This window comes from Halobacteriovorax sp. BALOs_7 (genome assembly GCF_003612895.1).
Classification (GTDB): Bacteria; Bdellovibrionota; Bacteriovoracia; order Bacteriovoracales; family Bacteriovoracaceae; genus Halobacteriovorax_A; species Halobacteriovorax_A vibrionivorans.
The window spans coordinates 539301-562906 of sequence record NZ_CP027772.1 but is presented as its reverse complement, the minus strand read 5'-3'; the positions used below and the strand labels follow the sequence as shown (position 1 = coordinate 562906).

The following is a 23606-nucleotide window of genomic DNA, read 5'->3' as shown; positions in this document are numbered from 1 at the left end:
TTAGATATATCTTGATGGGGGAATTGATGAAAGTATCAACGAGAATTTACACGCTTATTATGGCCCTAATGCTCACGAGCACTTCGGCTTACGCTTCTGTTTTTAGTCTAATTGAAGCGACTGGCGAGGGACTAAATCAACTACTTTTAAAAAGCGGTGTTTTAGACTCTGAAGTTAGAAGTGTCGTAACTAAAAATCTCGATCTTGCAATGAAAGACCTGTCTCATACAGGAAAAAAAGAGGACTTTAGCTTTAATACTTTAAAGATGATGGTTAAAGGCTCTCAAGATAAGGCCAGGCTACAAAAAGTTAGTGAAGTCTTTGCCAAAGAAAACCCAGAAGCAAAAGAGCTAAAAGAAGCTATTAATAGCTTTGTCTATCTGTCTCAAAGATATGGATACAAAAAAAGCGCTATTCTATCATGTGCACCATGTGTGAATAAGAATCTATCTGATAATGGCTTCGACTTTGTTCTTTCTGAAATGAAAGATGAAAGTTCGGCGAGAATCTTTAAAGTTATGTCTCGATATAACTCACCTGCAAAGGTTCAAAGACAATTATATTCTCAAGTAAAAAATGAAGGATGGTCTGCCCGTGTGCCAATGCTTAACCCTACAGATGAAGAGGCCCTATTATATTTCTTAACGGCCCAAAAGTATGGTTCGTCTGCACAAAAGGAGCTGATCTCAGCAATCAAAGAAGTATCAGTTAGTAATGGAAAGGTAGATCTTTTTAGTAACTTTAACGGACATAAGTTCTATTCATTTCTATCAAGTGGCTTTAATGATAACGAAATGACAGAATTAGCTCGTATTCTAAAAGCGACAGCAGAAGAGATGAAAGAGTCTAAAAAAGGTACTATGGATGCTTTCTATGATGTTCTTCAAAAAGAAGCTGATGAAGCAAGAACGCCAGCAGCTCGTCAAAAGAAGCTAGCGTTACTTGAATATTTACGCGATGATGCAAAATGTTTTAAAAAGTAATTTCTAAAATAACTCGACGCTACCTAAAGCTCCATTATCTTTAATTTGTAGGATTTTGAGGGCATTAAGGTAGCGTTGTAAACTTCCAATATTACTCTCTTCAATCGTATCTCTCATAACTTTATAAGCTAATCCTGTGAACTCTGGTGACTTGAATAATCCTTCAACATCAGCACTTGCCCATAGGTAGCGAGATAATGCATTCTCAACTTCTCCACTTGGAGAATATAGAATTCTATTTAGTTCAGAAAAGATTTGCTCAGGACTAAGTCCGTCAAAGCTAACGCCATGCTTATTCATAAATTGAATAATAGCGCGGTCACTTTCGAGGTTATTATAGATTCCAGAGATTGCCTTTTCTTTAACTTTAGCAATCATCTTTTCCACTTCAGCTACTTCCTTCTTACTCATCTTAGGAAGAGCCTCTAGTACTGAAACTTCAAGTCCACGATATAAATCACCTACTGTCTCGGCCATTAGAACTCTTTTAAGACCAAGTGTTTCTCTTGCAGTTCTTCTTGCCACTTCAGAAGTAAGCCTAGCTCTAGCTGTAAAGATCTTTCTCATTAAAACACCTTCACCGATTGCAGAGATTACTGGAACTCTTCTTCCAAAGAACCCACCAGTGTGAGGTGCCCCTTGAACTAAGAGATATGGAAAGTCTCTCTTTCTAAGAGGTATTTTAATAAAGATATCAGTAAGAGTATCTGCATTCTTAGAGATATATTCTACTAGCTCACCTTCTGGTAATCTTTGTAACTCATCATAAATTCTTAAAAACTCTCGACGGCTTTTTGCAAGGTTAGCTGTATTTTCATTCCATGCATGCACAATCCAGTTAGTCCCTTTTAGATACTTACCTTCTGCTGCTTTTCTTAAGCGAAGTCTTGCTCTAGCTGCTTTTGAAGAATTTCTAAACATCGACTTATTCAACCTTTTTACATAGCTACTCATGTAATGTCTCAATTCAAGAGGACTTCCGTTAAATAGTTTTGCAACAGTTTGTCCAAGAGCTCTATCCACATCAGCATAGCCTAGATCGACAACAACATCACTTGTGTAACGATAGATTCCACCATTAGATTTTGTAATGGCCTCTTCAACACTATTTACGATATTGCGAATACCTTTATTATAAGTAGACTTTGATAATCTTCCTGCTTTATAGCTTTCTTCAATTTTATTCATCTTCTTAAGTGTTGCTTCAACAAATTCTTCATCTAGATCTAAGTTCTTTAAGTTGTATGCAACTTCATCCATTGTCTTTGCAGAAAGCATATTCTTAAATACATCACGATATTTCTTAAGACCTAAAACAAGCTTAGCAAACTCAACTTCTGATTCATTTACGATAACTGAAGCATCTTTACCTGATTGCTTTAGTGATTCTTTAATTCCTAACTTTGAACGATTTCTAACGATTGATTTTAATGACTCTTTAAAAATCTTCGATCCTACAGATATACTTCTCGTTAGAATTGAGATCATTGAAATTGTACCAATTACTTCAAATGCAACGGCCATCCATCCTTTTGCTACATTTTCAGCAGCATTTGAATCAGTGAATCCAAGGTCGGCCATCTCACCAACATAGTCCTCACTACGATCTGCTCTACGCTTTGCTTTTGTTTCTAGTCTGATTGCATTTGCCTGCATTCCAAAACCAACAGTTCCAACTCCTGCAATAGCAATTCCACATAGTCCACCAGTTAAAACAGTACATGATCCAGCTGCTAGAACGGCCCCCATTCCAAGAAGGAATCCAAAAACACCATTAAACATTGCCCATTTTTCATCACTATTCCAGTCTCCCATACGATCCATTAGTTCTTTAGGTACTGCTGGGATTCCAAGAAGCTGATTAAGCTGATCTTGAACTTTAACTGTCGCATAAAAGTTTTCTTTTAAACTATCAACATCATCTTCTTCGATTTGACAGAAACGATTAAGCTTACGATATGTCTCTTGTTGACGCTCAAGTGCCGATCTTTTCAAAATATCTTTATAAACTGGAGTCTTTAGATCCATATTTAGTTTTAAAAAACTATGTACTAATTCGTAGTCATCAAAGATATCGATAGTATGTGGACGAGATTCAAATATAGCTTTTCTTTCCTCGTGAGACTTTGCTGCAAGAATTTCTTTAAAGAATGCTACTTTTTCAACATCTTCTTCTAAAAGACGATTATCGATATCTTCTTGTGTTTGATATAGTAAGCGACCTTCAACTGCCTTATGTGCAGCATCTTCAATTTGAGAACGCTCTATTGTAACTTTGTTTGATAGTCCTTCAATTGCTTCATATGCTTTCTTCCCTGAGTGTAATTCAGCAGTCATAATCTGAGTTGTATCTTTATTATATTCATCAAAGATATCATTCCATAATTTCTTATACTCATCTTTGTCTAGATTTCTCGTTAAGAAGTTTGGTGTTATCACCTTATCGGCCATAAGTACTTTAGCTGCCTCATCTAGGTTTTCGATATACTTCTTCATGTTATTGTTAAAACATCTATAATCATAATCAACACGCATCCCACGTGATGTTTTTCTCATTGTCTTAACTCGACCATTCTTAATACTCTCAAGTTCCTCTCTTGCAATTAAGTAACCTAAACGTACTTTTGCTAGTGGATTAAGCGCCTGCATTTGAGCAATAAGATAATCGTATTCATTAGTTATAAGTTCAGGAAATACTCTGGCAGTCGATCTTAGATAGTTAAAGATCTTGGCTAAAACCTGATAGCTTTCTTTTGTCTTTGACTGATCTAGACGTGAAACTGGAATATACTTACCATCAATCTTAAGAGTTTCAATATATTCAGCAACTCTTTTTAAGATATTAGTCTGTCTTGAAACACCTTTACATAGATTTCCTGGTTTTCTGTAGCAGTAACCAACCATCATCATATTATGGCGTGATCCTATTTCGAAGTTTTTATCATCTAAGAGCTCTACTGCTTTATCATGAAGAGTATTTAATCCCCAGTTTCTATATCCCTCATTTGCGTAAAGTGATGGGAAGTCTACAATGATTGTATTAGACTTTAGCTGAGACTTTACATTCTCACTTATGATGTCTTCAATTTTCTCAGTTCTGGCCTGGGCCATTTTCGAAGCGATATATGGAGATGCATTAATTGCTGATGGATAAATCTGCTCAACATACTTTTGATCTCCTTCAAAAATATCAACTTCAATTGTCTTATTTTCTGGAACAGATCCCGTAATATCCTTAAATAAAGCGATATCTTTAGTTGTAACATCTTTTGAAGTACGTGCTCTTCCCTTATGAGAATAAACCTTTTTCATATATACAGAAGATACTTCAGGCATCTTCATTTTCATAAATTTCTCATATGCTAGAGCTTCATCAAAACCAGCTTTTAGGCTTCTACGATAGAAGTCCTTAGCTTCCTTGCCTTTAGCTGCTCTTAAAAAATTCTCAATAGATGTAGATGAAACCATTGTTTCGGCCATTGGATTTAGCTGCTGAGCTTCTTTGACACTCATTAGTTCAAGATTCATCTCATCATAAGCAAGTCCAGAATTCTTGATTAGATTATCAAGGTATGTCTTAGCTACAGATTCATCTACTTTTAGCTCTAGTAGATGAGGCCAATCACCGTTAACCTTATTACGACAACTCTTTGGAATAACAACATGATTCTCTTTTGACTCAATCATGATGTCATAATTTCTAATTTGTGTTGCCATCATTTGAATTGTTAAAATACGAAGTGCTCTAAGATAGTTCTTACCACTTGGAGATTCATTAATAATTACGATATCTCTTTTAAAGTTTTGAAAAGTATCAAGTTCTAAAGTTACATCACTTCCTTCAAAATTTACTTTAAAAAAGATCTTATCTTTCATTTCTCCATTAACAAGAAAACTATATAGTTCTGTCTCTTCTTCAATGAAGTCTGTCGTCAACTTTGGTAGGATAGTATTGATATCAATACTACTCATATTGATAAAAGGAGTTAATGAAACCTTTACATCATGTAGACCTTTTACAAATGAATCGTTGTAAGCAAGAAGTAATTCTTCTTTATCAGCATAAGCTTCATTCGTTTCATTAATAAAGTCTTCTACCTTTGCTTTAAAAGACTTTGCTCTTTCAAAATATTGAATTGCTTTTCTTGCATATCCTTGAATATAACGTTTTTGGCTACGATTTGGAGAATCACCAACTTCGATTTCAGAAATTACTTTTGAGATATCAGTAAAAAGGCTCTTACCTCTTCCCTCATCTTCTTTTTTCTCTTCAGGTCTTTCTTCTTGAATATAATCCCTTACTCCACAAGAATTCTTCTTTAAAGAACCAAGAAACGTAATGAAGTCATTCTCTTCACCAGTCTCACCTTGTGACTCATTATCATTTTGCATTCTAAAGGCTTGCTCATAGGCCGATAGCTCTTCTTCAGAAAGTTCAGACGAGATATTCCCTCTCAGTTCTTTCTTTACCTGGGCAAGCTGCGCTTTAAGATCTTCTAAATCGATATAGTTAGCAATTTGTCTCGTATTTTCAATAGTTTGAGCAAATGCCATCTGAAATGAACAAAGAGAAATAATAAAGAATGTCACAAGTTTTTTAAATACCATGGGTATATAAGAGCAATATGAGTGCCAAAATCTCTTTAGTGAATCGACATGATTTCAAGTAGATACGATTGAAGAAGTGTTCAAACTCTGAACACTGTGTAGCTATATTGCTTCATTGAGTGCAAAGTACATCGTAAAGACATCTTCACGCCCATAGGCCATGTCAATTCGCATATTTAGATTTTGTTTTGGTAGAACCTTATAGCGAATCCCCCCTCCAATATGAGCAAGAGGATCAGAATCAAATAGGTCTGAAGAAATATCATTTCCAACACGAGAGCGGCCCCCAAAAACAAAGCCAACTCCAGCAAATCCTGCTAATCCAAAGCGAGAGGATAAAATACTTTTAAAATAATATTTATACTCTCCTTCAAAACGTAACATATTTGCACCTTCAAACACCTTACCTGTGTATCCTCTTGAGCCACGGGAACCAAAATTATAATTGTAATTAGGATTCGTATCACCAAGATTGAAGCTTGAGTCATATATCCATGAGAATAAATGCCCATTGTCTGTGAGAGAGAAGTATTGAGAAAAAGAAGCGTCGATCGTTGTTATATTATCATCTCCTCCTAGATCCTTGCGATAAAAACTAGTTCTTGTATTTAAGAAGAAACCATCTGTAGGAGAGAAAGTATTATCTCTAGTGTCATAGAATAAGTTAAACTTGAAGCCAGTATTTGAAGTACCTAGAGGAGTACTTCCTTCAGATGTAAAAATGACCTCATTCCAAACTGCTCCAAAGCCTATAAATAATTTCTTCCAAACCCTTCTATTTACGTTTACAAGAACGGCCCGAATTTCATTTGAAGTATCAATAAATCGATCTAATTGTACTTTAAACATCTCGCTTAGAATATCACCCTCAAAGTATCCCCCCGATATTCTCCATAAATCAGGGCCTAGAAATAATTGTGTACCAACGGCACCCATGGCCGAATCATTTGTTGTTACTTTTGTGAATCATTGCTCACTTTTTCAATGACCTTTTGTGCACGTTGCGATTCTTGAGCAAAAGTCATAGAATTGAGAATAAGTAAAAAGAAAATACAATACTGTAATTTCATGTGAGTAGACCTATGTTGAAAATAATATCTTTAATTCTTATGACGAGCACTTCTATCTATGGAAATGATATCAGTTTTTACAAAAGCATCTTTCCTAAGATTTCTAAAGTTAAGAAAATTAAAGTTGAAGATAAAATCAGTGAGAACCCTATTAATACGACTATTCAGGTCGCTTTTAATAAAGAGGGTAAAAAACTTGGTTTCATAAGAGAAGTAAATACAACAACAGGATGTAATAGCGCATGCCTTCCTGTTATTTTCACACTATTTTACAATACTAAGTATGAGTTTTTAAAATTAAAATCTAAAGCTGGTTTAACAAAGAAACTCCATAGGCCAATGACGGAAGATGATATTAATCGCCTTCACCTATTACTTGGAATCAATCCACCAATTTTCAAGACTGTTAAGCATCCAACAGATATGACAGATGCTCTAACAGGAGCAACAAAGCCACAATATGTTGATGCCGTCGTAAAAGAGGCTGCTTATTCCACTTTAAGAATTAACACTTACAATCAGGATACTATTTCTCAACTAAAGAAGCTGGCGTTATAAATTTAACTTAGCATTAAATAAAAAGGGAGCTGGAAGCTCCCTTTCTTTACTATTGACCTCTTAGGTCTTTTCTTAAAATTTTTCCAACATTTGATTTTGGAAGCTCATCTCTAAACTCAATGAACTTTGGTCTCTTGTAACCCGTTAAGTTCTCTTTACAGAATGCCATTAACTCTTCCTCAGTAAGAGACTGATCGTTTTTAACAACAAAGAGTTTAACAACCTCACCCGACTTTTCATTTGGTACACCAACAGCTGCACATTCAAATACTTTAGGATGAGTAACGATAATTTCTTCTACTTCATTTGGATAAACATTGAATCCTGAAACAAGAATCATATCTTTTTTACGATCAACAATTTTGAAGAAACCTTCTTCATTCATAACACCAATGTCACCTGTCTTAAAGTATCCATCAGTAGTCATAACTTTAGCTGTCTCTTCTGGACGTCCCCAGTAACCTTTCATAACTTGTGGACCTTTAATACAGATCTCCCCAACTTCACCTGCATTTAAAGTATTTCCATCGTCATCTTTAATACATGCATCAGTTGATGAAACAGGAAGACCAATCATTCCATTGTAATCTTTAAGGTCCATCGGATTAATACATGCTGCTGGAGAAGTTTCAGTTAGTCCATAAGCTTCGATTAGAGGAGTCTTAGTAACTTCCTTCCATCTTTCAGCAACTGCACGTTGAACGGCCATCCCACCACCAAGAGTTAACTTTAGGTGAGAGAAGTCGACTGTTTTAAAGTCTTCATTATTTAAAAGTCCGTTAAAAAGAGTATTTACTCCAGTAAGTGCAGTGAAGTCCCACTTCTTTAATTCTTTTACAAAACCAGGAATATCTCTTGGGTTAGTAATTAAAACATTTAATGCTCCAATCTTTGAGAATGTGAAGCAGTTAGCTGTTAATGAGAAGATATGATAAAGCGGAAGAGGTGTAATAATAATCTCTTTTCCTTCTTCAACTACTGGAGAAATCCACTCACCTGCTTGGCAAAGGTTTGCCACAATATTTCTGTGAGTTAGTTCTGCACCTTTTGAAACACCAGTCGTTCCACCTGTATATTGTAGGAAAGCTAGATCAGAATTAATGATCTCAGGTCTTTTGTACTTAGACTCGTCACCTTTATCAAGGGCCTCAAGAAATGACTTAGCACCTGGAAGATCCCAAGATGGAACCATTTTCTTAACATGCTTAATAACAAAATTAACTAGAAGTGATTTTGGAAATTTAAGCATATCACCAATTTGAGTTACAAGTACGTGCTCAATTGGAGTATTCTTAACAACTTCTGCAAGTACAGATGCTGAGTTTTCAAATATAATAATCACTTTTGATTGTGAATCAGTTAACTGATGCTCAAGTTCTCTTGCTGTATAAAGTGGGTTTACATTTACACAAACCATACCTGCGCGAAGAATACCAAATAGAGCAACTGGATATTGAAGAATATTTGGCATCATGATGGCAACGCGATCACCCTTTTGAAGACCAAGATCATTTTGTAGGTATGAAGCAAACTTCTTTGATAAGTGATCAATTTCACCATACGTAAGAGTTTTACCCATACAATGAAATGATGGCTTCGAAGCAAACTTCTTAAAACTCTCTTCTAATAAAGAAGGAATTGAAGCGTACGATTCAGGATTAATTTCTTCAGCTACACCATCTTGATAGTGTTTTAACCAAGGCTTTGTCACAGCAAAACTCCATTTGTTAATAATTAATAATTTTAAAGTACATTTTATTGTATTTTAATTTTTAGCTACTTACAATAAGCATTCTGTGCGCGCGTTGCATTATCTCATGCATATTCACAAAAGTTCTTGAAGTAATAAATTTTATTCGATATAAGAATGACCGTTTTGCAAAACACCACACACACATTAGGCCCCCTGAATTAGGGGCCTTATCTTTAAACCAAGCCTATGAATGACGGAAAGAAAGATTTCTATATAAATAAAGACGGAAACACTGTCTTTACTGAAGAGTTTCACTTACGTCGTGGCTACTGCTGTGAAAGTGGCTGCCTTCACTGCCCTTATGGTTTTAATGACAAGCATGATAGCGCTAAAAGTGACGTCCCTCACGAGCTTCGTCGCCAGACAGAGATCACAGAAGTCTCAGATGAAGAGATGGCCGAATACTATCTAAATAGCATCGAAAAAATTGAAGAAGCTGAATAAACTTTAGACAGATGTCTGAAAAAATCACAAACTCACCTAGCTAAACATTTGAAATTATAGACATTCATCTTGGCATCCTCTGTGCATTATAAATAGTGTTTAAAACTTGGAGGAAAAATGAAATTACTAAGCATTCTCGCACTTACACTAATTCTAGCTCAGTCTACAATGGCAGCAAAGCCAGAGATTAACTTTAAGTGTTCTTCAAAACGCAAGAATATTGAATTTCAAATTAAGAACAACCTTATTAAGACTGAAGGTCGTATGCCGGCCCAATCAATTACTGGTCGCACTAGCAAGGTTGGAAACTCTGTTACGAATCACTACTCGATGGGTGGTCAGAAGTTTCAAATTCACTTTGATGACATTACTGATTCAAACGAAATGAATACTTATATTTCAATTAGAACTGATAAAGGTCACGAGGTAACTTATCCACTAAATTGTGAGGCTTTATAAAAGATTAAACCTGCTTAACAACTAATACTTGTGAGTCTGTCGTTGCCTTCAAGATGGCAGACTCAATATCTTTTAATACGGCAGTCTGATATTTTGACAATGAGGTTCCATCGATCTCACACTCTCCATCTAAAACCACAACAGAACTAATTCCATTTAATGAAAGAACACTTTCATCATTGGCCTTTAAGATTTTTAAACGGGCATTAAAATATTTATTACTTGTAAGTAGTCCACTTTCCTCTAGGTTTTTATATTGGAAGTGCTCTGGGATATTCTTTTCAAGTTCAAAATTAATAACATCCATGGCCTTTTTCACATGAAGCTCTCTTGGATTTCCATCAAGTCCTACTCGATTCCAATCCCACACTCGATAAGTGACTCCAGAGTTTTGTTGAACCTCAACAAGAGTTACACCACTTCCAATAGCATGGATTGATCCAGCAGGAATATTAAAGAAGTCACCTTTTCTAACGTTATGAAAATTTAAAAGTTCATTAACGTCTTCATTATTTTCGATGGCCGTTTGTAATCTTTCTTTAGTGACACCGTCTTTTAAGCCGAGATAAATCCCAGCATCATCTTGTGCCTCTAAGATATACCAACACTCATCTTTTCCTAGAGCATCTTCATGGATGTGAGCATATTCATTATCGGGATGTACTTGAATAGATAAATTCTGAGCAGTGTCGATAAATTTAATAAGATAAGTTAATTCTTTGCCTTCCAGATCATCTTTTAAACTACGACCTGATTCACAATGAGAAAGACCATTTTCAAGAGTCGAGACTTCCCAAGTCTCACCTAATGGGCCATCAAAGGACTCGCCTTCTTGAAGCTTAAACTTTTTTAACTTTTCACCACCCCAAACAGTGGTCACTAAATGTGGAAGCTGCTTTAAAATCATATAGATATCCTACCAACACTACCTTAACTATGCTAGCTTTACCTTTATTAATAAGGTTTAAATATACGCGTCAGACTTTTTGTCGATATGATAAATCATGGCAAAAAAGCACTCAAACCGTATGGAAATTCCAATTATAACTCTTCCCAATATTGTGTTTTTTCCGGGGACATCCCTTCCTCTATATGTTGTAGATGAAATCTTTCAGGATATATTTGAAGAGGCAACTTGTGCTGGAAATCCGATTGGAATCTCCCTTGCAATGGAGAAGGATTTTGAAACATACTTCTCTTATCCTTGTGAAATTCTAGGTTACGGAAAACCTCTTATGATTGAGAGAGTCGATGGTAATACCTTAAAAGTATTAATGCGATGTACGGGAAAGTGCCAAGTTAATTATCCCACCCAATCTAGTCCCTACCCTGTCTACAATGTAACGGTATTAGAGGATGAGCATTCTATTATGGGAAATATTGACGACTTTTATCGCCTTGAAAATATTCTCTTTAGCTGGCTTGATGTTAATATCACTGATGATCGAGACCGCGACCACTTTATTGAGACTCTTAAAACCCCACACCAAATCATTAACTACGTTTCAACGTTTATAATAAAAAGTCGAATTCTCAGGCAGATGTTACTTGAACAAAAAAGCATTAATGATCAGATCAAAATCCTAAATTCATTAATTACTGATGAGCACAGCTTTCAAGAAGATCCTATCGTGGCCCAAGCATATAAAGAATTTATTAGTGAAAAACTTCAACTCAAACAGGCAAATTAAATTATCTTTCTTAAACTAGAACTAAAAGAATATTTAATAAGGCCATCGCACTTGCTGTAAAGAATGAGAGAGTAAAATTATCATCGATCTTAGTTGAAAGTAATTCAATAAAAGCGGTAGCTACTCCCGTAAAGAAAGCAAAGATGACAATTTTTAGACTTAGAGGAAAATAGAGCATCCCATATGTTGCCACAACTAAGAACGTCATAATAAAACACGCATACGATCCCTCAAATGTACGATCTTCTAAAACCTTTCTCTTTCCATAACGTATTCCTACAAATGAAGAGGCAGGATCAGCTAGAGAAAGAATAATCGTTGCCAATAAAGCAATCTGTTCATCAAAAGCAAGAAATGAAAGACCTATTCCCAACAGAAATAGTGGTGTTCCAGTAAAGCCGTTAACTTCAGAATCTCTTAAAACACTGCGACATGCATTCACAAATACCTGATTAAGACCGTCAAATTTCAGACGCAATATTTCGATCAAAGTGAAAAGAGCACTTGCTCCCAAAACAATATAAGAAAATAAAAGAGAATCAATATTTGTCAGAAGATAAATAAGGACTATTCCTAGTCCTGAAATGATGTGGACTAATTTTCTTAATATATGTGGTTCAAACTTACTTGGGAACCGATAAATACTTTCCATTCATTAAATATATAATTTTAGAAAAATAAAATAAAGACCTTTTCGAGGCTTTTTAATTTTGGCTATAATGAAGAAAACTTAAGTAGCGATACAAGGATGTATTTTGAACAACTTAAATAATACACATAATAATTCTAATTCTCACCTAGCAGATGCTGGTAAGTACTTAGGTGCATCAAATAACGGAAAGAAGATTTGGGCCATTGGTGGTGGTAAAGGTGGCGTAGGTAAAAGTCTTGTGACGTCAAACCTTTCAATTTGCCTTGCACTAATGGGGATGAAAGTCATTGCCATTGATATGGATCTCGGAGGAGCAAACCTCCACACTTGCCTTGGTGTCAGTGTTCCATCCAAAACTCTTAGTGACTATTTCACAAAACCAAATACAAAATTATCTGATTTAATCACACCGACTCCATTAGAAAACTTAAGCCTAATCAGTGGAGCACAAGATAATCTTGGTATGGCAAATCTAAAGGCCGCTCATAAGTCAAAGGTTCTTAACGACCTGCGTGAACTTGATGCAGACTATATTCTACTGGATCTTGGAGCTGGAACGACAAATAATACTCTCGACTTCTTCTTAGGGGCCGATGAAGGAATTCTTGTGACTCTGCCAGAGCCAACTTCAATTGAGAATACTTATCGTTTTATAAAATCTATTTACCATAGAAAACTTCAATCAGTTGATGACTTCTTAGAGCTTGGTCCATTGATTGATAAGGTAATGAATGGAAAAGTTGGCGAAAATCGCAAGCCATCAGAGATTATAGAAAAGGCCATGCAAATCAATGAGCAACAAGGCCTAAAGCTAAAAAGAGAGATAGAAAGTATCACTCCAAAGCTCATAATTAACCAAGCTAGAACCCAAGCAGACATTGATATTGGGTTTGCCATGAGAATTATCTCAAAAAAATATTTTGGTATTAATTTAGATTACGTTGGCTTCCTTGAATACGATGCGACTGTATGGCAAAGTGTTAAGAAGAAAAAGCCACTTATACTTGAGTTCCCGAACTCATCACTTGTTAAGAATTTTGAGCATGTAATCAATCGTATTCTTAACCTGACAAAGAAGATGGTATAAAAATGACAACTGAAAAGAATTACTATGAAGTATTAGAAGTAGCACCAAATGCTTCAGCAGATGAGATTTTCAAAGCCTACACAACCGCTAAAACTGCTTATAGTGGAGACAGTATTGCTCTCTATTCACTTCTATCTGAAGAAGAGGCCCATAAGGTTCTTGAGCTTATCGAAGAGGCTTATAATATTCTAAGTAATCCAACAAAGAGAAAGAAATATAATCAAGCTCGAGGAATTGTTGTGGAAGATGAAACAAACTTCATGGCCACATCAAAGCCAAAAGAAGAAAAAGAGACCGAAAGTCAGGTCATGAGTCAGATGAATAAGCTTGTGGCAAAGAAGCGCTACGGTCTTGAATACGAGCAAGATACAGAATTTGAAAAAGAAATTGAGCAATGTTCTGAATATACCGGCGAATTCTTAAAAAGAGTTAGAGAATACAAGAAAGTTGATATTGCTCGTCTTGCAGATATGACTAAGATTTCTAAAACTTACCTTCAATATATTGAAAATGAAGATGTTGAAAAAATGCCAGCGATAGTCTATGTCAGAGGATTTGTTTATCAATACGCTAAGGTTTTAAAATTAAACCCAGACCTTGTTGCCAACTCTTATCTGCAAAGAATTAAGGCCCTCAAAGAAGCAAAGTAATCTATGAGTGATCAGGCCAATTCTTTTGTTATAACTGTTACACAAGAAGACCATGATGAGTTTAGTCGTCTCGATCAAGTTCTCGCATCAAAATTAGAGCAATCAAGAAGCTTTCTTAAAGAACTATATAAGAAAGGCGCTATTACATCTGAAACAAAGATTGAGTTAAAGAAGATGCCTCCTGTTGGAACACAAGTTCATGTAGACGTTCCACCTCCTCGAGAATCAACTGCAAAAGCAGAAGATATTCCATTAAAGATTCTCTTTGAAGATGAGCATCTGGCAATCGTTGTAAAACCTGTTGGAATGGTTACCCACCCTGCCCCAGGAAATTATACAGGAACTCTTGTTAATGCGATCCTCCACCATTGCAAAGATATTCAAGGTGTCGGCGATGAAAAACGCCCAGGAATCGTTCATCGTCTCGATAAGGGAACAAGCGGTGTAATGGTTGTAGCAAAGACACAAAAGTGTCATGAAGGACTGGTTAATTTATTTCAGGCCCATGATATCGATCGCTACTATGAGGCAATCAGTATAAGTGCGAAGCTTCCGCCAGAAGGAAGGCTTGAATCAACAATCGGTCGCCATCCTAATAATCGCCTTAAGATGGCCGTTGATGTTCGCAATGGAAAAAAGGCCGTAACAAATTTTAAAGTACTAAAATATTACCAAAATCTAAGTCATGTGGAATTAAAGCTTGAAACTGGACGCACACATCAAATCCGCGTTCACTTAAGTCAGCTTTTAAACGGTCATATTCTAATGGACCCTCTTTATGGGGTACCAAAGAACGACTTAAAGAAAGTTGATACTCGTCTTAGAGCAATTATTAAGGATTACGAGCATCCATTCCTCCACGCAAAAATCTTAGGCTTTGTACATCCAATCACAAAAGAGAAGCTCTACTTTGAAGAGCCACCACCTCCAGTCTTCCAAGAAGTGCTGGATTTTTTGGAGTCTGAATCATAATGACCAATCGACTTTATCAAAAACAAATCGGTGAATATCTCTTTGAAACCTATGACGATAGACCTGAATTTGAATTTGATGAAGTAAAGCAGATTCACTCTTCGGTCATCGCAAAATCACCAACAAATGAAGAAATCGAAGCAGATGGCCTCATTAGTTCACTCACCTTAGTAACTCCTTTGGCCATTAAAACTGCCGACTGTCTTCCTATTGTCGTTATTGGTGAGTTGGGAGTAGCAAATCTTCATGCCGGATGGCGTGGGCTGGCCCAAGGTATCGTTATCAGTGATGAAATCAAGGCACTTAGGCCACATACTTTTCTCATTGGCCCTCATATAAGTGCTAAGAATTACGAAGTTAGTGAAGAATTTAAACAAAACTTTCCTAATTCAAATGCCTTTAAGGTGATAGAAGGCAGGCTGTGCTTTGATATGCAGCAAGAAGTCGAGGATCAAATTAGAAAAAACTTTATGAGTGCTCAAGTCATTTGTGCCAATATATGCACATTTGCAAATCTCAACTATAATAGTTTTAGAAGAAATCAAACAACTAAGAGAAATTACAATATTTTAAAAAGGAATTAAAATATGAATGACAGTTTTTTAAACAAATTAAGCTTTAATAAAAAGATCCTATTCTTTGTAACGGGTCTTGTTATGTTTGTCTTATCAATCTATCTGACAAACCACTTCTACCAAGTAAAATTCCCAACAGGTTTTGGGGCCGCATCAGCTTGTAATATCAATTCATTCTTAACTTGTGATGCTGCGACTCTTTCTCCTCTTTCAAATATTGCAGGAGTTCCAATTTCAATATTCGGTATCATTATCGGTGCCATGATTATGTTCTTTTACATGGTTAATAAGAAGCAAGCAGAAGGTGGACTCTTCATTCTTCTTCTACTTAATGGAATTGGTTGCCTCGTTCTCTTCATCTACTCTCTTGTAATGCTTGGAACTTTATGTCCATTCTGTACACTCTACTATATCGCCTCATGGACAGCTCTCTATATGATGTATAAGAACGATGCTTCTCGTGACTTTGATGTGAAATTCTTTGGAATAGCTATTCTATGTATGGTTATTAGTGGTGCTATTGCTTATAGCTTTACTAGCTCAAAAACAAAGAAGTCTTCAGCAAGAAGTGCTCAAATTGTAACAATGTTTAAAGCGCTAAAGAGTATGGGAAATCCAACGAACCCTTCTCCATATCGCCTAGCTTCAGCAACTGAAAAATTTGAAGATGCACCTATTCAATTATCTGTATTTTCAGACTTTCAATGTCCAGCATGTAACGCTCTAAACCTAGTACTGCCTAAGATTGAAGAGAAGTATCACGGTAAGATCAATATTCAATACTTCTTCTACCCACTTGACCACAACTGTAACGATGGAATGCAAGGACCACTTCACCAATTAGCATGTCAGGCTGCTTACCTAGCAAGTTGTTCAGGAGAAGAGAAGTTTAAGTCAGTTCATGATGAGATTTTTGAAAATCAACAAAACCTTTCTCAAACATGGATTGATGAAAGAGCAAAAGAGCTTGGTGTTACTGAATGTATGGCAAAGCCTGAAACTAAGCAGCTTGTTGTTGATATGATCAATCAGGCCAATACTTTCAATGTACAATCAACTCCAACTCAGTTAATTAATGGTGTAAAGATTGAAGGTGTTAGACCTTTAAGTGACTACACTGCGATCATGGATCACCTTTTAGAGAAAGCTAAAAACTAAGTATGAGTAAAAAGAAAAAAGAAAAAATTATTCCTAAATATACAGTGGGTCCAATTGAGACCCACTGTCATCTCGACTACCTTAAAGGCCAAGAGTTAATTGATACATTAGAAAAGTGCCAAGAATATGGTGTTGACCAAATTGTGACGATTGCTGTTTCTCCTAACAACTTAAGTAAGGTCAGAGAATTAACAAAGAATAATATTGTCTTTGGAACTCAAGGGATCCACCCACACGAGGCCAAAGAGATTACACCTGATACATACGAAGAAATAAAAGCAAATATCTCCCATGAGAAAATCGTTGCAGTTGGTGAAATTGGACTTGATTACTACTACGAATTCTCAGATCCCAAAATTCAAAAAGAAGCATTTGAAAAACAATTACAAATTGCTGTTGATAGTGACATGCCAGTTGTTATTCATACTCGTGAAGCAGATGAAGACACGAAGGCCATTTTAAAAAACTTTTCTCAAACCTTGAAAAGAAAGGGCGTAATTCACTCCTTTACGTCGAGTAAAGAATTAGCTGAGTTTTGTCTCTCAGAAGGTTTTAACATTGGATTTAATGGTATTGTAACTTTTAAGAACGCTCAGAATGTTAGAGATGTTCTAGATATTGTTCCACTAGAGAAACTTCTTCTTGAAACAGACTCTCCTTATTTAACTCCTGTCCCATTTAGAGGACGAGAGAATGCTCCATTCTACTTACCTTGTGTTGCTGACTACATTGCAAAACACAAAGACATAGATGCTCAAGAATTAATTGAAATTGCAAATAAGAATGCCAAAGAATTATTCTATAAATTGACTTAAGAAATCATTTGAAATTCCATTTGCACAACGAAGAATTTCATCCTCATCTTTTAAATGGAAGCACTTACTTTCGATACGATACTCTCTGTCACATAAAGAATCAGTAAACTCATCCTCAACACCGGCTACATCATTTATCCAACATGCGGCATGATAAGTTAATGCATATAAGGTGGCATACTTTCCTTCAGCACAAAAGCCGAGAGAAGCCGATACGATGGCAGCAATCTTTCTTTTACCGTTTACATCAACAAAGATTGGTCCCCCACTATCAACATAGCAAGTATCCGTTTCTTTATTTCTCATATCTAAATAATTAAATGAAGTTCCGTATACTGGAATTTGCGCCTTTCTCTTTTGTCCGTAGCTAACATCATCATGTATTTCTTCATAAGGAAGAAATCCCAACTCTCCAGTGTATCCATAACCAACAGCTGTTGTTAAATTTCCAGGACGAAGATAATTATAAACATCCACAGGATTTGTAAGCAACGAGTAGTAGCGAGGAATTCTAAGTGGGTTCCAAAGTTCTAAGATAGCAAGGTCTACAGTTCGCACATCTGCTAGGTTTTCAATTGGGCCACCTGGAAATTGAAATTTTACAGAAGGATGGATAAACGCTTTTTTAACTGAGTATTGTGCATTTAATTTATAATCTCTTGTATTAGATAAATCTTTACCGGCCCCCGTATACACCTTAATCGTATGGGCCTTTTTACTCTCTAAACAATGAGCTGCTGTAAGGATATGATTTTGAGAAAGTGCTACTCCAGTACAGAATGCTTTTCCTCTTCTAACGAGAGCCACTACACTTTCATAGTCTTTTGCACCAACTAGCTCTCCACCAACAATGGCAAAGCTAGATGCAGTAAAAATAAGATATGTTAAAACGACGCGAATAAGCATGACACTTCATAGCATATGGCCGAGTAAAAAGCTATGATATTAAAAGAGTTATGTTGTGACTTTAGTCACATCTGGAGAGCGAAATACTTGAAATAATGAGATAAGTTCCCGTTTTCTCTTATTCATGAAATTTTGATCTAGAATCGATGTGATTTCCTGATAGATCTCACGGTGCACATCACTGGCCTCATCAATTTCTGTATGGCCTTCTGACCTAAGAATATTAACAACATCAGTTTTTTGGTGATCACGCGCGACATTTGGGCCATCGTTAAAAATAAATGAGCGATCAAGGATATAGTTTAAATTCTTATCAACATTATTTGGAATGATATCATTATCAAAGCCTATAGAATCGAGAGTCACGAGTAGATCAACTTTTCGAAATCCACCTTCAATACTATTTAGGCGATTTGCTAAATTAACAACAGCATCTCCACCAAGTGAGTGACCAACTAAGACAATAGGCTCATTATCACCTCGTCTCATAATCTCCTCAAAGACTTGATCTTCATCTTGCCAACTAACAAATTCAGAATCAGAAAAGGACTTAGCGATATCCTCAAGTCCACCTTTTGAATTCAATGTTGAAAGGTGAAGCCCTTCTAGGAAATAGATAGCAGGCTTATTTATTGGTAATTTTTCATCTAAAGCATCTTTAAGTTCTTGGGCCTCACTAGGTCCATTACTCACTGGAGCACCAGCTGCTGACTTTGCAATCGTCGCCACAGCATCCACGGCCAGCTTCTTTCCGGCCGAGGCCAACGCAACAGCATCCTCAGATATCGATGCCTTAGCAGCAGTTTCAGCAATATCACCTACTTTCTTTGCCACTTCCTTAGCGGCCTTTTTTAACTCAGGAGCCTTTTCTTTGACGACGTTCTTAACACCCTTGTCGTAATCCGCTTTGGATTTATAGTGAATAAGTTTTGATGTGCTTTGATTATTGGTCTGCATTAGTAAAATTATACAGCGCTCACCACTTTATTGGGCAGTGAGCAAAAACGTCGCATATCCTTAGAAATATGTGCTTTCAGTAGGCAATCCCTCCTGATTGTGGCATATTACAGGGGAATTTTATTTTAATAATTAAGTACAGGAGTCAGGTATGTCTGGAAAAATCAGAATTGGTATCAATGGTATGGGCCGTATTGGTCGTACAGTTCTAAGAGAAATTTTTAATCGCAACATTGAAAACTTAGAAATCGTTGCTGTAAATTCTCCAGGTGATATCAACGACTACGTTCACTTAATTAAGTACGACTCAGTTTTTGGTCGATTTGATGGTGAAGTAAGTGTCGATGAAGCACATAAAATGCATGTTAATGGAAAAGAAATTTCTTTTCACAAATATAGAGACCCAAGTGAGATTCCTTGGACTCAAGACAAAGTTGATATCGTAATTGATGCTACAGGTGTTTTTAAGGATCAAAAGTCTCTAATGAAACATGTTACTGGATCTGTAAAAAAAGTAATCCTATGTTGTCCAGGTAAGGATGTTGATAACACAATCGTAATGGGTATCAATGAGAATACATACGATCCAGAAAAGCACACAGTTGTTTCAAATGCTTCTTGTACAACGAATTGCTTATCGCCAGTAGCAAAAGTTCTTAACGATAAATTTAGTGTCATCAATGGTCACATGACTACTGTTCACTCATATACTGGGGATCAAAATATTCTTGATGCTTCACACTCTGACCTTCGTCGTGCACGTGCAGCAGCTGTTTCAATGATTCCAACAACAACAGGTGCAGCAAAAGCTGTTGGTCTTGTTATTCCAGAACTAAAAGGAAAATTAGACGGTTTCGCAATCCGCGTTCCAACTCCAAATGTTTCTCTTGTTGATTTAACAGTAAATCTAGAATCAGAAGTGACAGAAGAAGAAGTAAACGCTGCTCTAAAAGAAGCGAGTGAAACTTCAATGAAAGGTATCCTAGGTTTTGAAACAGACCCACTTGTATCAGTAGACTATATGGGAATGAGAGAGTCTTCATGTGTTGATGCTTCACTAACGAAAGTTATTGATGGAAAGAGCGTTAAGGTTGTTACTTGGTATGACAACGAAGCTGGTTTCTCTAATCGTGTTATCGACCTTGCAAATTTCATCGGAAGCCAACTTTAAGAATTAGGAAAAACTATGGCATTACAATTTATTGACAGCATTGATGAGTCACAAATAAAAGACAAAAGAGTTCTAGTCCGTTTTGACTTCAATGTTCCATTGAATAAAGAAACGAAAGAGATTACTGATTCAACTCGAATTGATTATGCTCTTGAAACAATTAAGGTCATCCTAGAAAAAGGTGCTTCAAAATTAATTATGATGTCTCACCTAGGCCGTCCAAAAGGTGAAAGAAATGAAGAATTCTCTCTTGAGCCTGTTGCAACTTACCTTGCTGATAAGCTCGGAGAAGAAGTAACTCTTACTGAGTCTTGCCTAGATCGCGGAATTAAAACTCTACTTAGTCTTAATTCAAATAAGATTATTCTTCTTGAGAACCTACGTTTCCATAAAGAAGAAACTGAAAATGACCGTGAGTTTGCACGTAAACTTTCTGAATATGCAGATGTCTATGTCAATGATGCCTTTGGTGCTGCTCACAGAAAACACGCTTCAACTTATGGAATAAATGCTTTCTTTAAGAATCGTGCATATGCAGGACTTCTTATGAAAAAAGAAATCGAGGCCCTAACAAAGATCACAGAAAGACCAGAGACTCCTTTTGTAGCAGTCGTTGGTGGTGCAAAAGTTAGTGACAAGATTAAAATTATTGAAAGACTACTTTCTAACGTATCAAATCTTCTTATTGGTGGGGCCATGGCCTACCCTTTCCTAAAAGCAAAAGGAAATGAAGTAGGTATATCTCTTTGTTCAGATGAAGACGTAAGACTAGCAAAGAAGATTCTGTCACAAAAAACAGCACATAAAATCGTTCTACCAATTGACCATTTAGGATCAACTGAATTTGGTGGGAAGCCACAAGTAATCGATAAAGTTGGTATTCCAAACGATCTTATGGGACTTGATATCGGAGAGCAAACTTCAGCTAAATATTCACAAATACTTTCAGGTGCTAAGACAATTCTTTGGAATGGTCCAATGGGTATTTTCGAAAATGAAGACTATGCTGGTGGAACACTTTCCATTGCAAAAGCTTTAAGTGAATCAGATGCCTACACACTAGTTGGCGGTGGTGATTCTGTAAGCGCAGTTAATAAGTCAGGACTTGCTGATAAGATGAGCCATGTTTCAACTGGTGGCGGAGCTTCTCTTGAGTTTATTGAGAAAGGTAGCCTTCCAGGAATTAGTGCTCTAAAATTTGGTGTTGAATAACTAAGAAATAATAAGGGATGAAATATGACTGAGAGAACGAAGTATATCGTAGGAAACTGGAAGATGAATCAAAATACAGAAGACGTTATCGCCTTCTTTGATGCCATCGACAGCACTAAACTTCGTCACGAAGCATGGATTGCTCCACAAGCAATCCACATCCCTATTTGCCTTCAAAATACAGATGACTTCAAAATTGGTGCTCAAAATTGTGCCACTGAAAATAGTGGAGCTTTTACAGGTGAGATCTCACCTGCTTCACTAAAAGATATCGGTGCAGAGTTTGTCATTATTGGCCACAGTGAAAGACGCTCAATTTTTAAAGAAGATGATCAAACACTTAATAAGAAAACAAAGCTAGCTCTTGAAAATGACCTATTTGTTATCTTCTGCATTGGTGAAACACTAGAAGAAAGAGAAGCTGGAAAAGTTGAAGAAGTTCTTGCAACACAACTTGCCCAAGGTCTAGCTGGAGTTTCGAGCGAAAAAATAATTATTGCATATGAGCCAGTTTGGGCAATTGGAACTGGTGTAACTGCTAGTCCAGAGCAGGCACAAGAGGCCCATGCATTTATTCGCCAATATATTAATGAAAACCTCTCTCTTGATGGAGAGAAAACATCGATTCTCTACGGTGGATCTGTTAAGCCAGCAAATGTAGAAGACCTCCTATCTTGTAAAGATATTGATGGAGGCCTTGTAGGTGGTGCTGCCTTAAAAGCAGACAGCTACTTAGGATTACACGTTTAGTAAGATAAAAGCTTAGTAAACTCTCACTTTCATTTCTTCTGAATCATTGCAACTTAGCTCATCATAAGTTACTAAGTCTTCATGCCCTGGAACTGTTCCCCTTGGTAAGTATAGATTCTTTGTTATACCTAAGATTTCTCCATCAGGTTTTGCAAAGACTCGCCAATCAGTTCCCCATTCAGAATTAAAATCAAATTCTCCTAAATATTGCTTATCATCTGAATAATGAATCATGCTATCAACATGTAGTTTTAAATCACGACGTGAAATATCTGGGTGATATGGAAGATAGAAATTAAACTCCTGACGATCACCAGCTTTCCCCCCCGGAAGAATTTTTAAAATTCTTTCATTGTTTCTAATAGCAACTGGAGCCGAGTCCTTCTCTAAGATTCTCACTCCGCTTACATAGAAGCCATCTTCTTTACCGCATCGAAAGTACTTATTAACCGTCAGGTATTCTCCTGAAGCATAGAAGTCACTACGAAATAGAATCGAGTTTATCAAACGATCAGCTTTCTTCTTTTTTAAGAAGAATAAGCGCTTCTTAGCATAGCCAAGAGAGCCAACAGAAGCTTTTAGAGATTCCCTTAATCCCTTTCGAGCATCAATCTTTTCTTTAAATGAATGAGTCATTAGGTTTGGATTGTAGCGGTAATGTCCCTGGCGATAGATTTCTCTAAGGATTCCATCTGCATCGCAACCAACAAGTCCAAGAAACCTTAAATTTGGATGTACTGATTTAAATAACTCCTTAACATCCTTTCCGTTAATACTTAAAACTGCTCCCGTATTATTTGAGCCCGTCGTGTACTGATTTGTACCAGCAGCATGAGATGCCCAAAAGACAGCAATATTATTTGGATTGTGAAGTTCTCTTCGCAATTGATGAAAGTCAACAGCGTGTTTTACGACGATATTGTAACCAGATCTTCTAAAATGCTTTTTGAAAATTTTTTCTAGTTTACCATCGATTTTCCAATCTTTTGGACGATACCAAATTCTTGGGGTTTCAAGTGAAGTTAATAAAACGACGTTTGGTTCTGCTTCCTGAGCATATGTAAACTGGACAGAAAGAAACGTCAAAACTGAGAGTGACAAAATTAATATAGTTTTCATGGCCAAGAAATTATCA

22 protein-coding genes are annotated in these 23606 nt (G+C 36.4%); 14 read left to right on the top strand and 8 right to left on the bottom strand.

The annotated features are described in order from the left end of the window. Positions 1-26 precede the first annotated feature (26 nt). Complete coding sequence (locus BALOs_RS02740) at positions 27-983, top strand: hypothetical protein (protein WP_120404206.1); 957 nt, start codon at positions 27-29, stop codon at positions 981-983. Positions 984-986: 3 nt separating this feature from the next. Here BALOs_RS02740 and BALOs_RS02735 read toward each other — a convergent pair whose 3' ends face one another. Beyond that, positions 987-5591 carry a hypothetical protein gene (locus tag BALOs_RS02735; protein WP_120404205.1) on the bottom strand — a complete coding sequence of 1535 codons (4605 nt, stop codon included), beginning with the start codon at positions 5589-5591 and terminating at the stop codon, positions 987-989. A 102-nt stretch (positions 5592-5693) separates the two neighbouring features. Next, complete coding sequence (locus tag BALOs_RS02730) at positions 5694-6527, bottom strand: BamA/TamA family outer membrane protein (protein WP_120404204.1); 834 nt, start codon at positions 6525-6527, stop codon at positions 5694-5696. Positions 6528-6700: 173 nt separating this feature from the next. Between BALOs_RS02730 and BALOs_RS02725 the strand changes: the two genes are divergently transcribed. After that, complete coding sequence (locus BALOs_RS02725) at positions 6701-7219, top strand: hypothetical protein (RefSeq protein WP_115361712.1); 519 nt, start codon at positions 6701-6703, stop codon at positions 7217-7219. Positions 7220-7268: 49 nt separating this feature from the next. Here BALOs_RS02725 and BALOs_RS02720 read toward each other — a convergent pair whose 3' ends face one another. Next, on the bottom strand, positions 7269-8930 hold the full coding sequence (locus tag BALOs_RS02720; protein ID WP_120404203.1) for a long-chain-fatty-acid--CoA ligase: 1662 nt from the start codon (positions 8928-8930) through the stop codon (positions 7269-7271). 228 nt (positions 8931-9158) lie between these two features. Between BALOs_RS02720 and BALOs_RS02715 the strand changes: the two genes are divergently transcribed. Continuing rightward, complete coding sequence (locus BALOs_RS02715; RefSeq protein ID WP_115361716.1) at positions 9159-9416, top strand: DUF5522 domain-containing protein; 258 nt, start codon at positions 9159-9161, stop codon at positions 9414-9416. 117 nt (positions 9417-9533) lie between these two features. After that, positions 9534-9875, top strand: a complete 342-nt coding sequence (locus BALOs_RS02710; protein WP_120404202.1) for a hypothetical protein — start codon at positions 9534-9536, stop codon at positions 9873-9875. Positions 9876-9879: 4 nt separating this feature from the next. Here BALOs_RS02710 and BALOs_RS02705 read toward each other — a convergent pair whose 3' ends face one another. Next, on the bottom strand, positions 9880-10782 hold the full coding sequence (locus BALOs_RS02705) for a type I phosphomannose isomerase catalytic subunit (RefSeq protein WP_115361721.1): 903 nt from the start codon (positions 10780-10782) through the stop codon (positions 9880-9882). Positions 10783-10879: 97 nt separating this feature from the next. Between BALOs_RS02705 and BALOs_RS02700 the strand changes: the two genes are divergently transcribed. Continuing rightward, complete coding sequence (locus tag BALOs_RS02700) at positions 10880-11566, top strand: LON peptidase substrate-binding domain-containing protein (protein ID WP_120404201.1); 687 nt, start codon at positions 10880-10882, stop codon at positions 11564-11566. A 10-nt stretch (positions 11567-11576) separates the two neighbouring features. Here BALOs_RS02700 and BALOs_RS02695 read toward each other — a convergent pair whose 3' ends face one another. Then, positions 11577-12218 (bottom strand): diacylglycerol/polyprenol kinase family protein, encoded by a 642-nt coding sequence (locus BALOs_RS02695; protein ID WP_162929504.1) that lies wholly within the window; start codon positions 12216-12218, stop codon positions 11577-11579. Positions 12219-12321: 103 nt separating this feature from the next. On the opposite strand from BALOs_RS02695, the gene BALOs_RS02690 reads away from it, so the two are divergent. Genes BALOs_RS02690 through BALOs_RS02665 form a run of 6 tightly spaced genes read left to right on the top strand, consistent with a single transcriptional unit; the run spans position 12322 to position 17475 of the window. After that, positions 12322-13305, top strand: coding sequence for a P-loop NTPase (locus BALOs_RS02690; RefSeq protein WP_158536863.1), 984 nt, complete (start codon positions 12322-12324; stop codon positions 13303-13305). 2 nt (positions 13306-13307) lie between these two features. Next, positions 13308-13955, top strand: coding sequence for a RodZ family helix-turn-helix domain-containing protein (locus BALOs_RS02685; RefSeq protein WP_115361729.1), 648 nt, complete (start codon positions 13308-13310; stop codon positions 13953-13955). A 3-nt stretch (positions 13956-13958) separates the two neighbouring features. Further along, positions 13959-14927: an RluA family pseudouridine synthase gene (locus BALOs_RS02680; protein ID WP_120404199.1), complete on the top strand. Its 969-nt coding sequence runs from the start codon at positions 13959-13961 to the stop codon at positions 14925-14927. Continuing rightward, on the top strand, positions 14927-15511 hold the full coding sequence (locus BALOs_RS02675) for a polyphenol oxidase family protein (RefSeq protein WP_115361733.1): 585 nt from the start codon (positions 14927-14929) through the stop codon (positions 15509-15511). Before BALOs_RS02680 ends, BALOs_RS02675 begins: the two co-directional genes overlap by 1 nt. 3 nt (positions 15512-15514) lie before the next feature. Then, positions 15515-16660: a thioredoxin domain-containing protein gene (locus tag BALOs_RS02670; protein WP_115361735.1), complete on the top strand. Its 1146-nt coding sequence runs from the start codon at positions 15515-15517 to the stop codon at positions 16658-16660. A gap of 2 nt (positions 16661-16662) precedes the next feature. Further along, on the top strand, positions 16663-17475 hold the full coding sequence (locus tag BALOs_RS02665) for a TatD family hydrolase (protein ID WP_120404198.1): 813 nt from the start codon (positions 16663-16665) through the stop codon (positions 17473-17475). On the opposite strand, the gene BALOs_RS02660 is transcribed toward BALOs_RS02665, so the two are convergent. Both BALOs_RS02660 and BALOs_RS02655 read right to left on the bottom strand, forming a co-directional pair. Further along, positions 17455-18381 carry a trypsin-like serine protease gene (locus BALOs_RS02660; RefSeq protein WP_115361739.1) on the bottom strand — a complete coding sequence of 309 codons (927 nt, stop codon included), beginning with the start codon at positions 18379-18381 and terminating at the stop codon, positions 17455-17457. The genes BALOs_RS02665 and BALOs_RS02660 overlap by 21 nt on opposite strands. Before the next feature lie 48 nt (positions 18382-18429). Next, positions 18430-19338: a hypothetical protein gene (locus BALOs_RS02655; protein WP_120404197.1), complete on the bottom strand. Its 909-nt coding sequence runs from the start codon at positions 19336-19338 to the stop codon at positions 18430-18432. 151 nt (positions 19339-19489) lie between these two features. On the opposite strand from BALOs_RS02655, the gene gap reads away from it, so the two are divergent. Genes gap through tpiA form a run of 3 tightly spaced genes read left to right on the top strand, consistent with a single transcriptional unit; the run spans position 19490 to position 22471 of the window. Continuing rightward, positions 19490-20509, top strand: coding sequence for a type I glyceraldehyde-3-phosphate dehydrogenase (gene gap, locus BALOs_RS02650; protein WP_115361743.1), 1020 nt, complete (start codon positions 19490-19492; stop codon positions 20507-20509). Between the two features lie 15 nt (positions 20510-20524). After that, positions 20525-21721, top strand: coding sequence for a phosphoglycerate kinase (gene pgk, locus BALOs_RS15400; protein ID WP_120404196.1), 1197 nt, complete (start codon positions 20525-20527; stop codon positions 21719-21721). A 24-nt stretch (positions 21722-21745) separates the two neighbouring features. Then, positions 21746-22471, top strand: coding sequence for a triose-phosphate isomerase (gene tpiA, locus BALOs_RS15395; protein WP_120404195.1), 726 nt, complete (start codon positions 21746-21748; stop codon positions 22469-22471). 12 nt (positions 22472-22483) lie between these two features. Here tpiA and BALOs_RS02635 read toward each other — a convergent pair whose 3' ends face one another. Continuing rightward, positions 22484-23590, bottom strand: a complete 1107-nt coding sequence (locus tag BALOs_RS02635; protein ID WP_120404194.1) for a hypothetical protein — start codon at positions 23588-23590, stop codon at positions 22484-22486. Between the last annotated feature and the right edge of the window lie 16 nt (positions 23591-23606).

What these genes read in the sequence shown, in the direction of transcription:
- BALOs_RS02735 (WP_120404205.1), bottom strand. Translation starts at nt 5,591, where the DNA reads ATGGTATTTAAAAAACTTGTGACATTCTTTATTATTTCTCTTTGTTCA.
- BALOs_RS02740 (WP_120404206.1), top strand. Translation starts at nt 27, where the DNA reads ATGAAAGTATCAACGAGAATTTACACGCTTATTATGGCCCTAATGCTC.
- BALOs_RS02680 (WP_120404199.1), top strand. Translation starts at nt 13,959, where the DNA reads ATGAGTGATCAGGCCAATTCTTTTGTTATAACTGTTACACAAGAAGAC.
- BALOs_RS02695 (WP_162929504.1), bottom strand. Translation starts at nt 12,218, where the DNA reads ATGGAAAGTATTTATCGGTTCCCAAGTAAGTTTGAACCACATATATTA.
- BALOs_RS02655 (WP_120404197.1), bottom strand. Translation starts at nt 19,338, where the DNA reads ATGCAGACCAATAATCAAAGCACATCAAAACTTATTCACTATAAATCC.
- BALOs_RS02670 (WP_115361735.1), top strand. Translation starts at nt 15,515, where the DNA reads ATGAATGACAGTTTTTTAAACAAATTAAGCTTTAATAAAAAGATCCTA.
- BALOs_RS02685 (WP_115361729.1), top strand. Translation starts at nt 13,308, where the DNA reads ATGACAACTGAAAAGAATTACTATGAAGTATTAGAAGTAGCACCAAAT.
- BALOs_RS02700 (WP_120404201.1), top strand. Translation starts at nt 10,880, where the DNA reads ATGGCAAAAAAGCACTCAAACCGTATGGAAATTCCAATTATAACTCTT.
- BALOs_RS02725 (WP_115361712.1), top strand. Translation starts at nt 6,701, where the DNA reads ATGACGAGCACTTCTATCTATGGAAATGATATCAGTTTTTACAAAAGC.
- tpiA (WP_120404195.1), top strand. Translation starts at nt 21,746, where the DNA reads ATGACTGAGAGAACGAAGTATATCGTAGGAAACTGGAAGATGAATCAA.
- BALOs_RS02705 (WP_115361721.1), bottom strand. Translation starts at nt 10,782, where the DNA reads ATGATTTTAAAGCAGCTTCCACATTTAGTGACCACTGTTTGGGGTGGT.
- BALOs_RS02665 (WP_120404198.1), top strand. Translation starts at nt 16,663, where the DNA reads ATGAGTAAAAAGAAAAAAGAAAAAATTATTCCTAAATATACAGTGGGT.
- BALOs_RS02675 (WP_115361733.1), top strand. Translation starts at nt 14,927, where the DNA reads ATGACCAATCGACTTTATCAAAAACAAATCGGTGAATATCTCTTTGAA.
- gap (WP_115361743.1), top strand. Translation starts at nt 19,490, where the DNA reads ATGTCTGGAAAAATCAGAATTGGTATCAATGGTATGGGCCGTATTGGT.
- BALOs_RS02715 (WP_115361716.1), top strand. Translation starts at nt 9,159, where the DNA reads ATGAATGACGGAAAGAAAGATTTCTATATAAATAAAGACGGAAACACT.
- BALOs_RS02730 (WP_120404204.1), bottom strand. Translation starts at nt 6,527, where the DNA reads ATGGGTGCCGTTGGTACACAATTATTTCTAGGCCCTGATTTATGGAGA.
- BALOs_RS02710 (WP_120404202.1), top strand. Translation starts at nt 9,534, where the DNA reads ATGAAATTACTAAGCATTCTCGCACTTACACTAATTCTAGCTCAGTCT.
- BALOs_RS02660 (WP_115361739.1), bottom strand. Translation starts at nt 18,381, where the DNA reads ATGCTTATTCGCGTCGTTTTAACATATCTTATTTTTACTGCATCTAGC.
- BALOs_RS02635 (WP_120404194.1), bottom strand. Translation starts at nt 23,590, where the DNA reads ATGAAAACTATATTAATTTTGTCACTCTCAGTTTTGACGTTTCTTTCT.
- pgk (WP_120404196.1), top strand. Translation starts at nt 20,525, where the DNA reads ATGGCATTACAATTTATTGACAGCATTGATGAGTCACAAATAAAAGAC.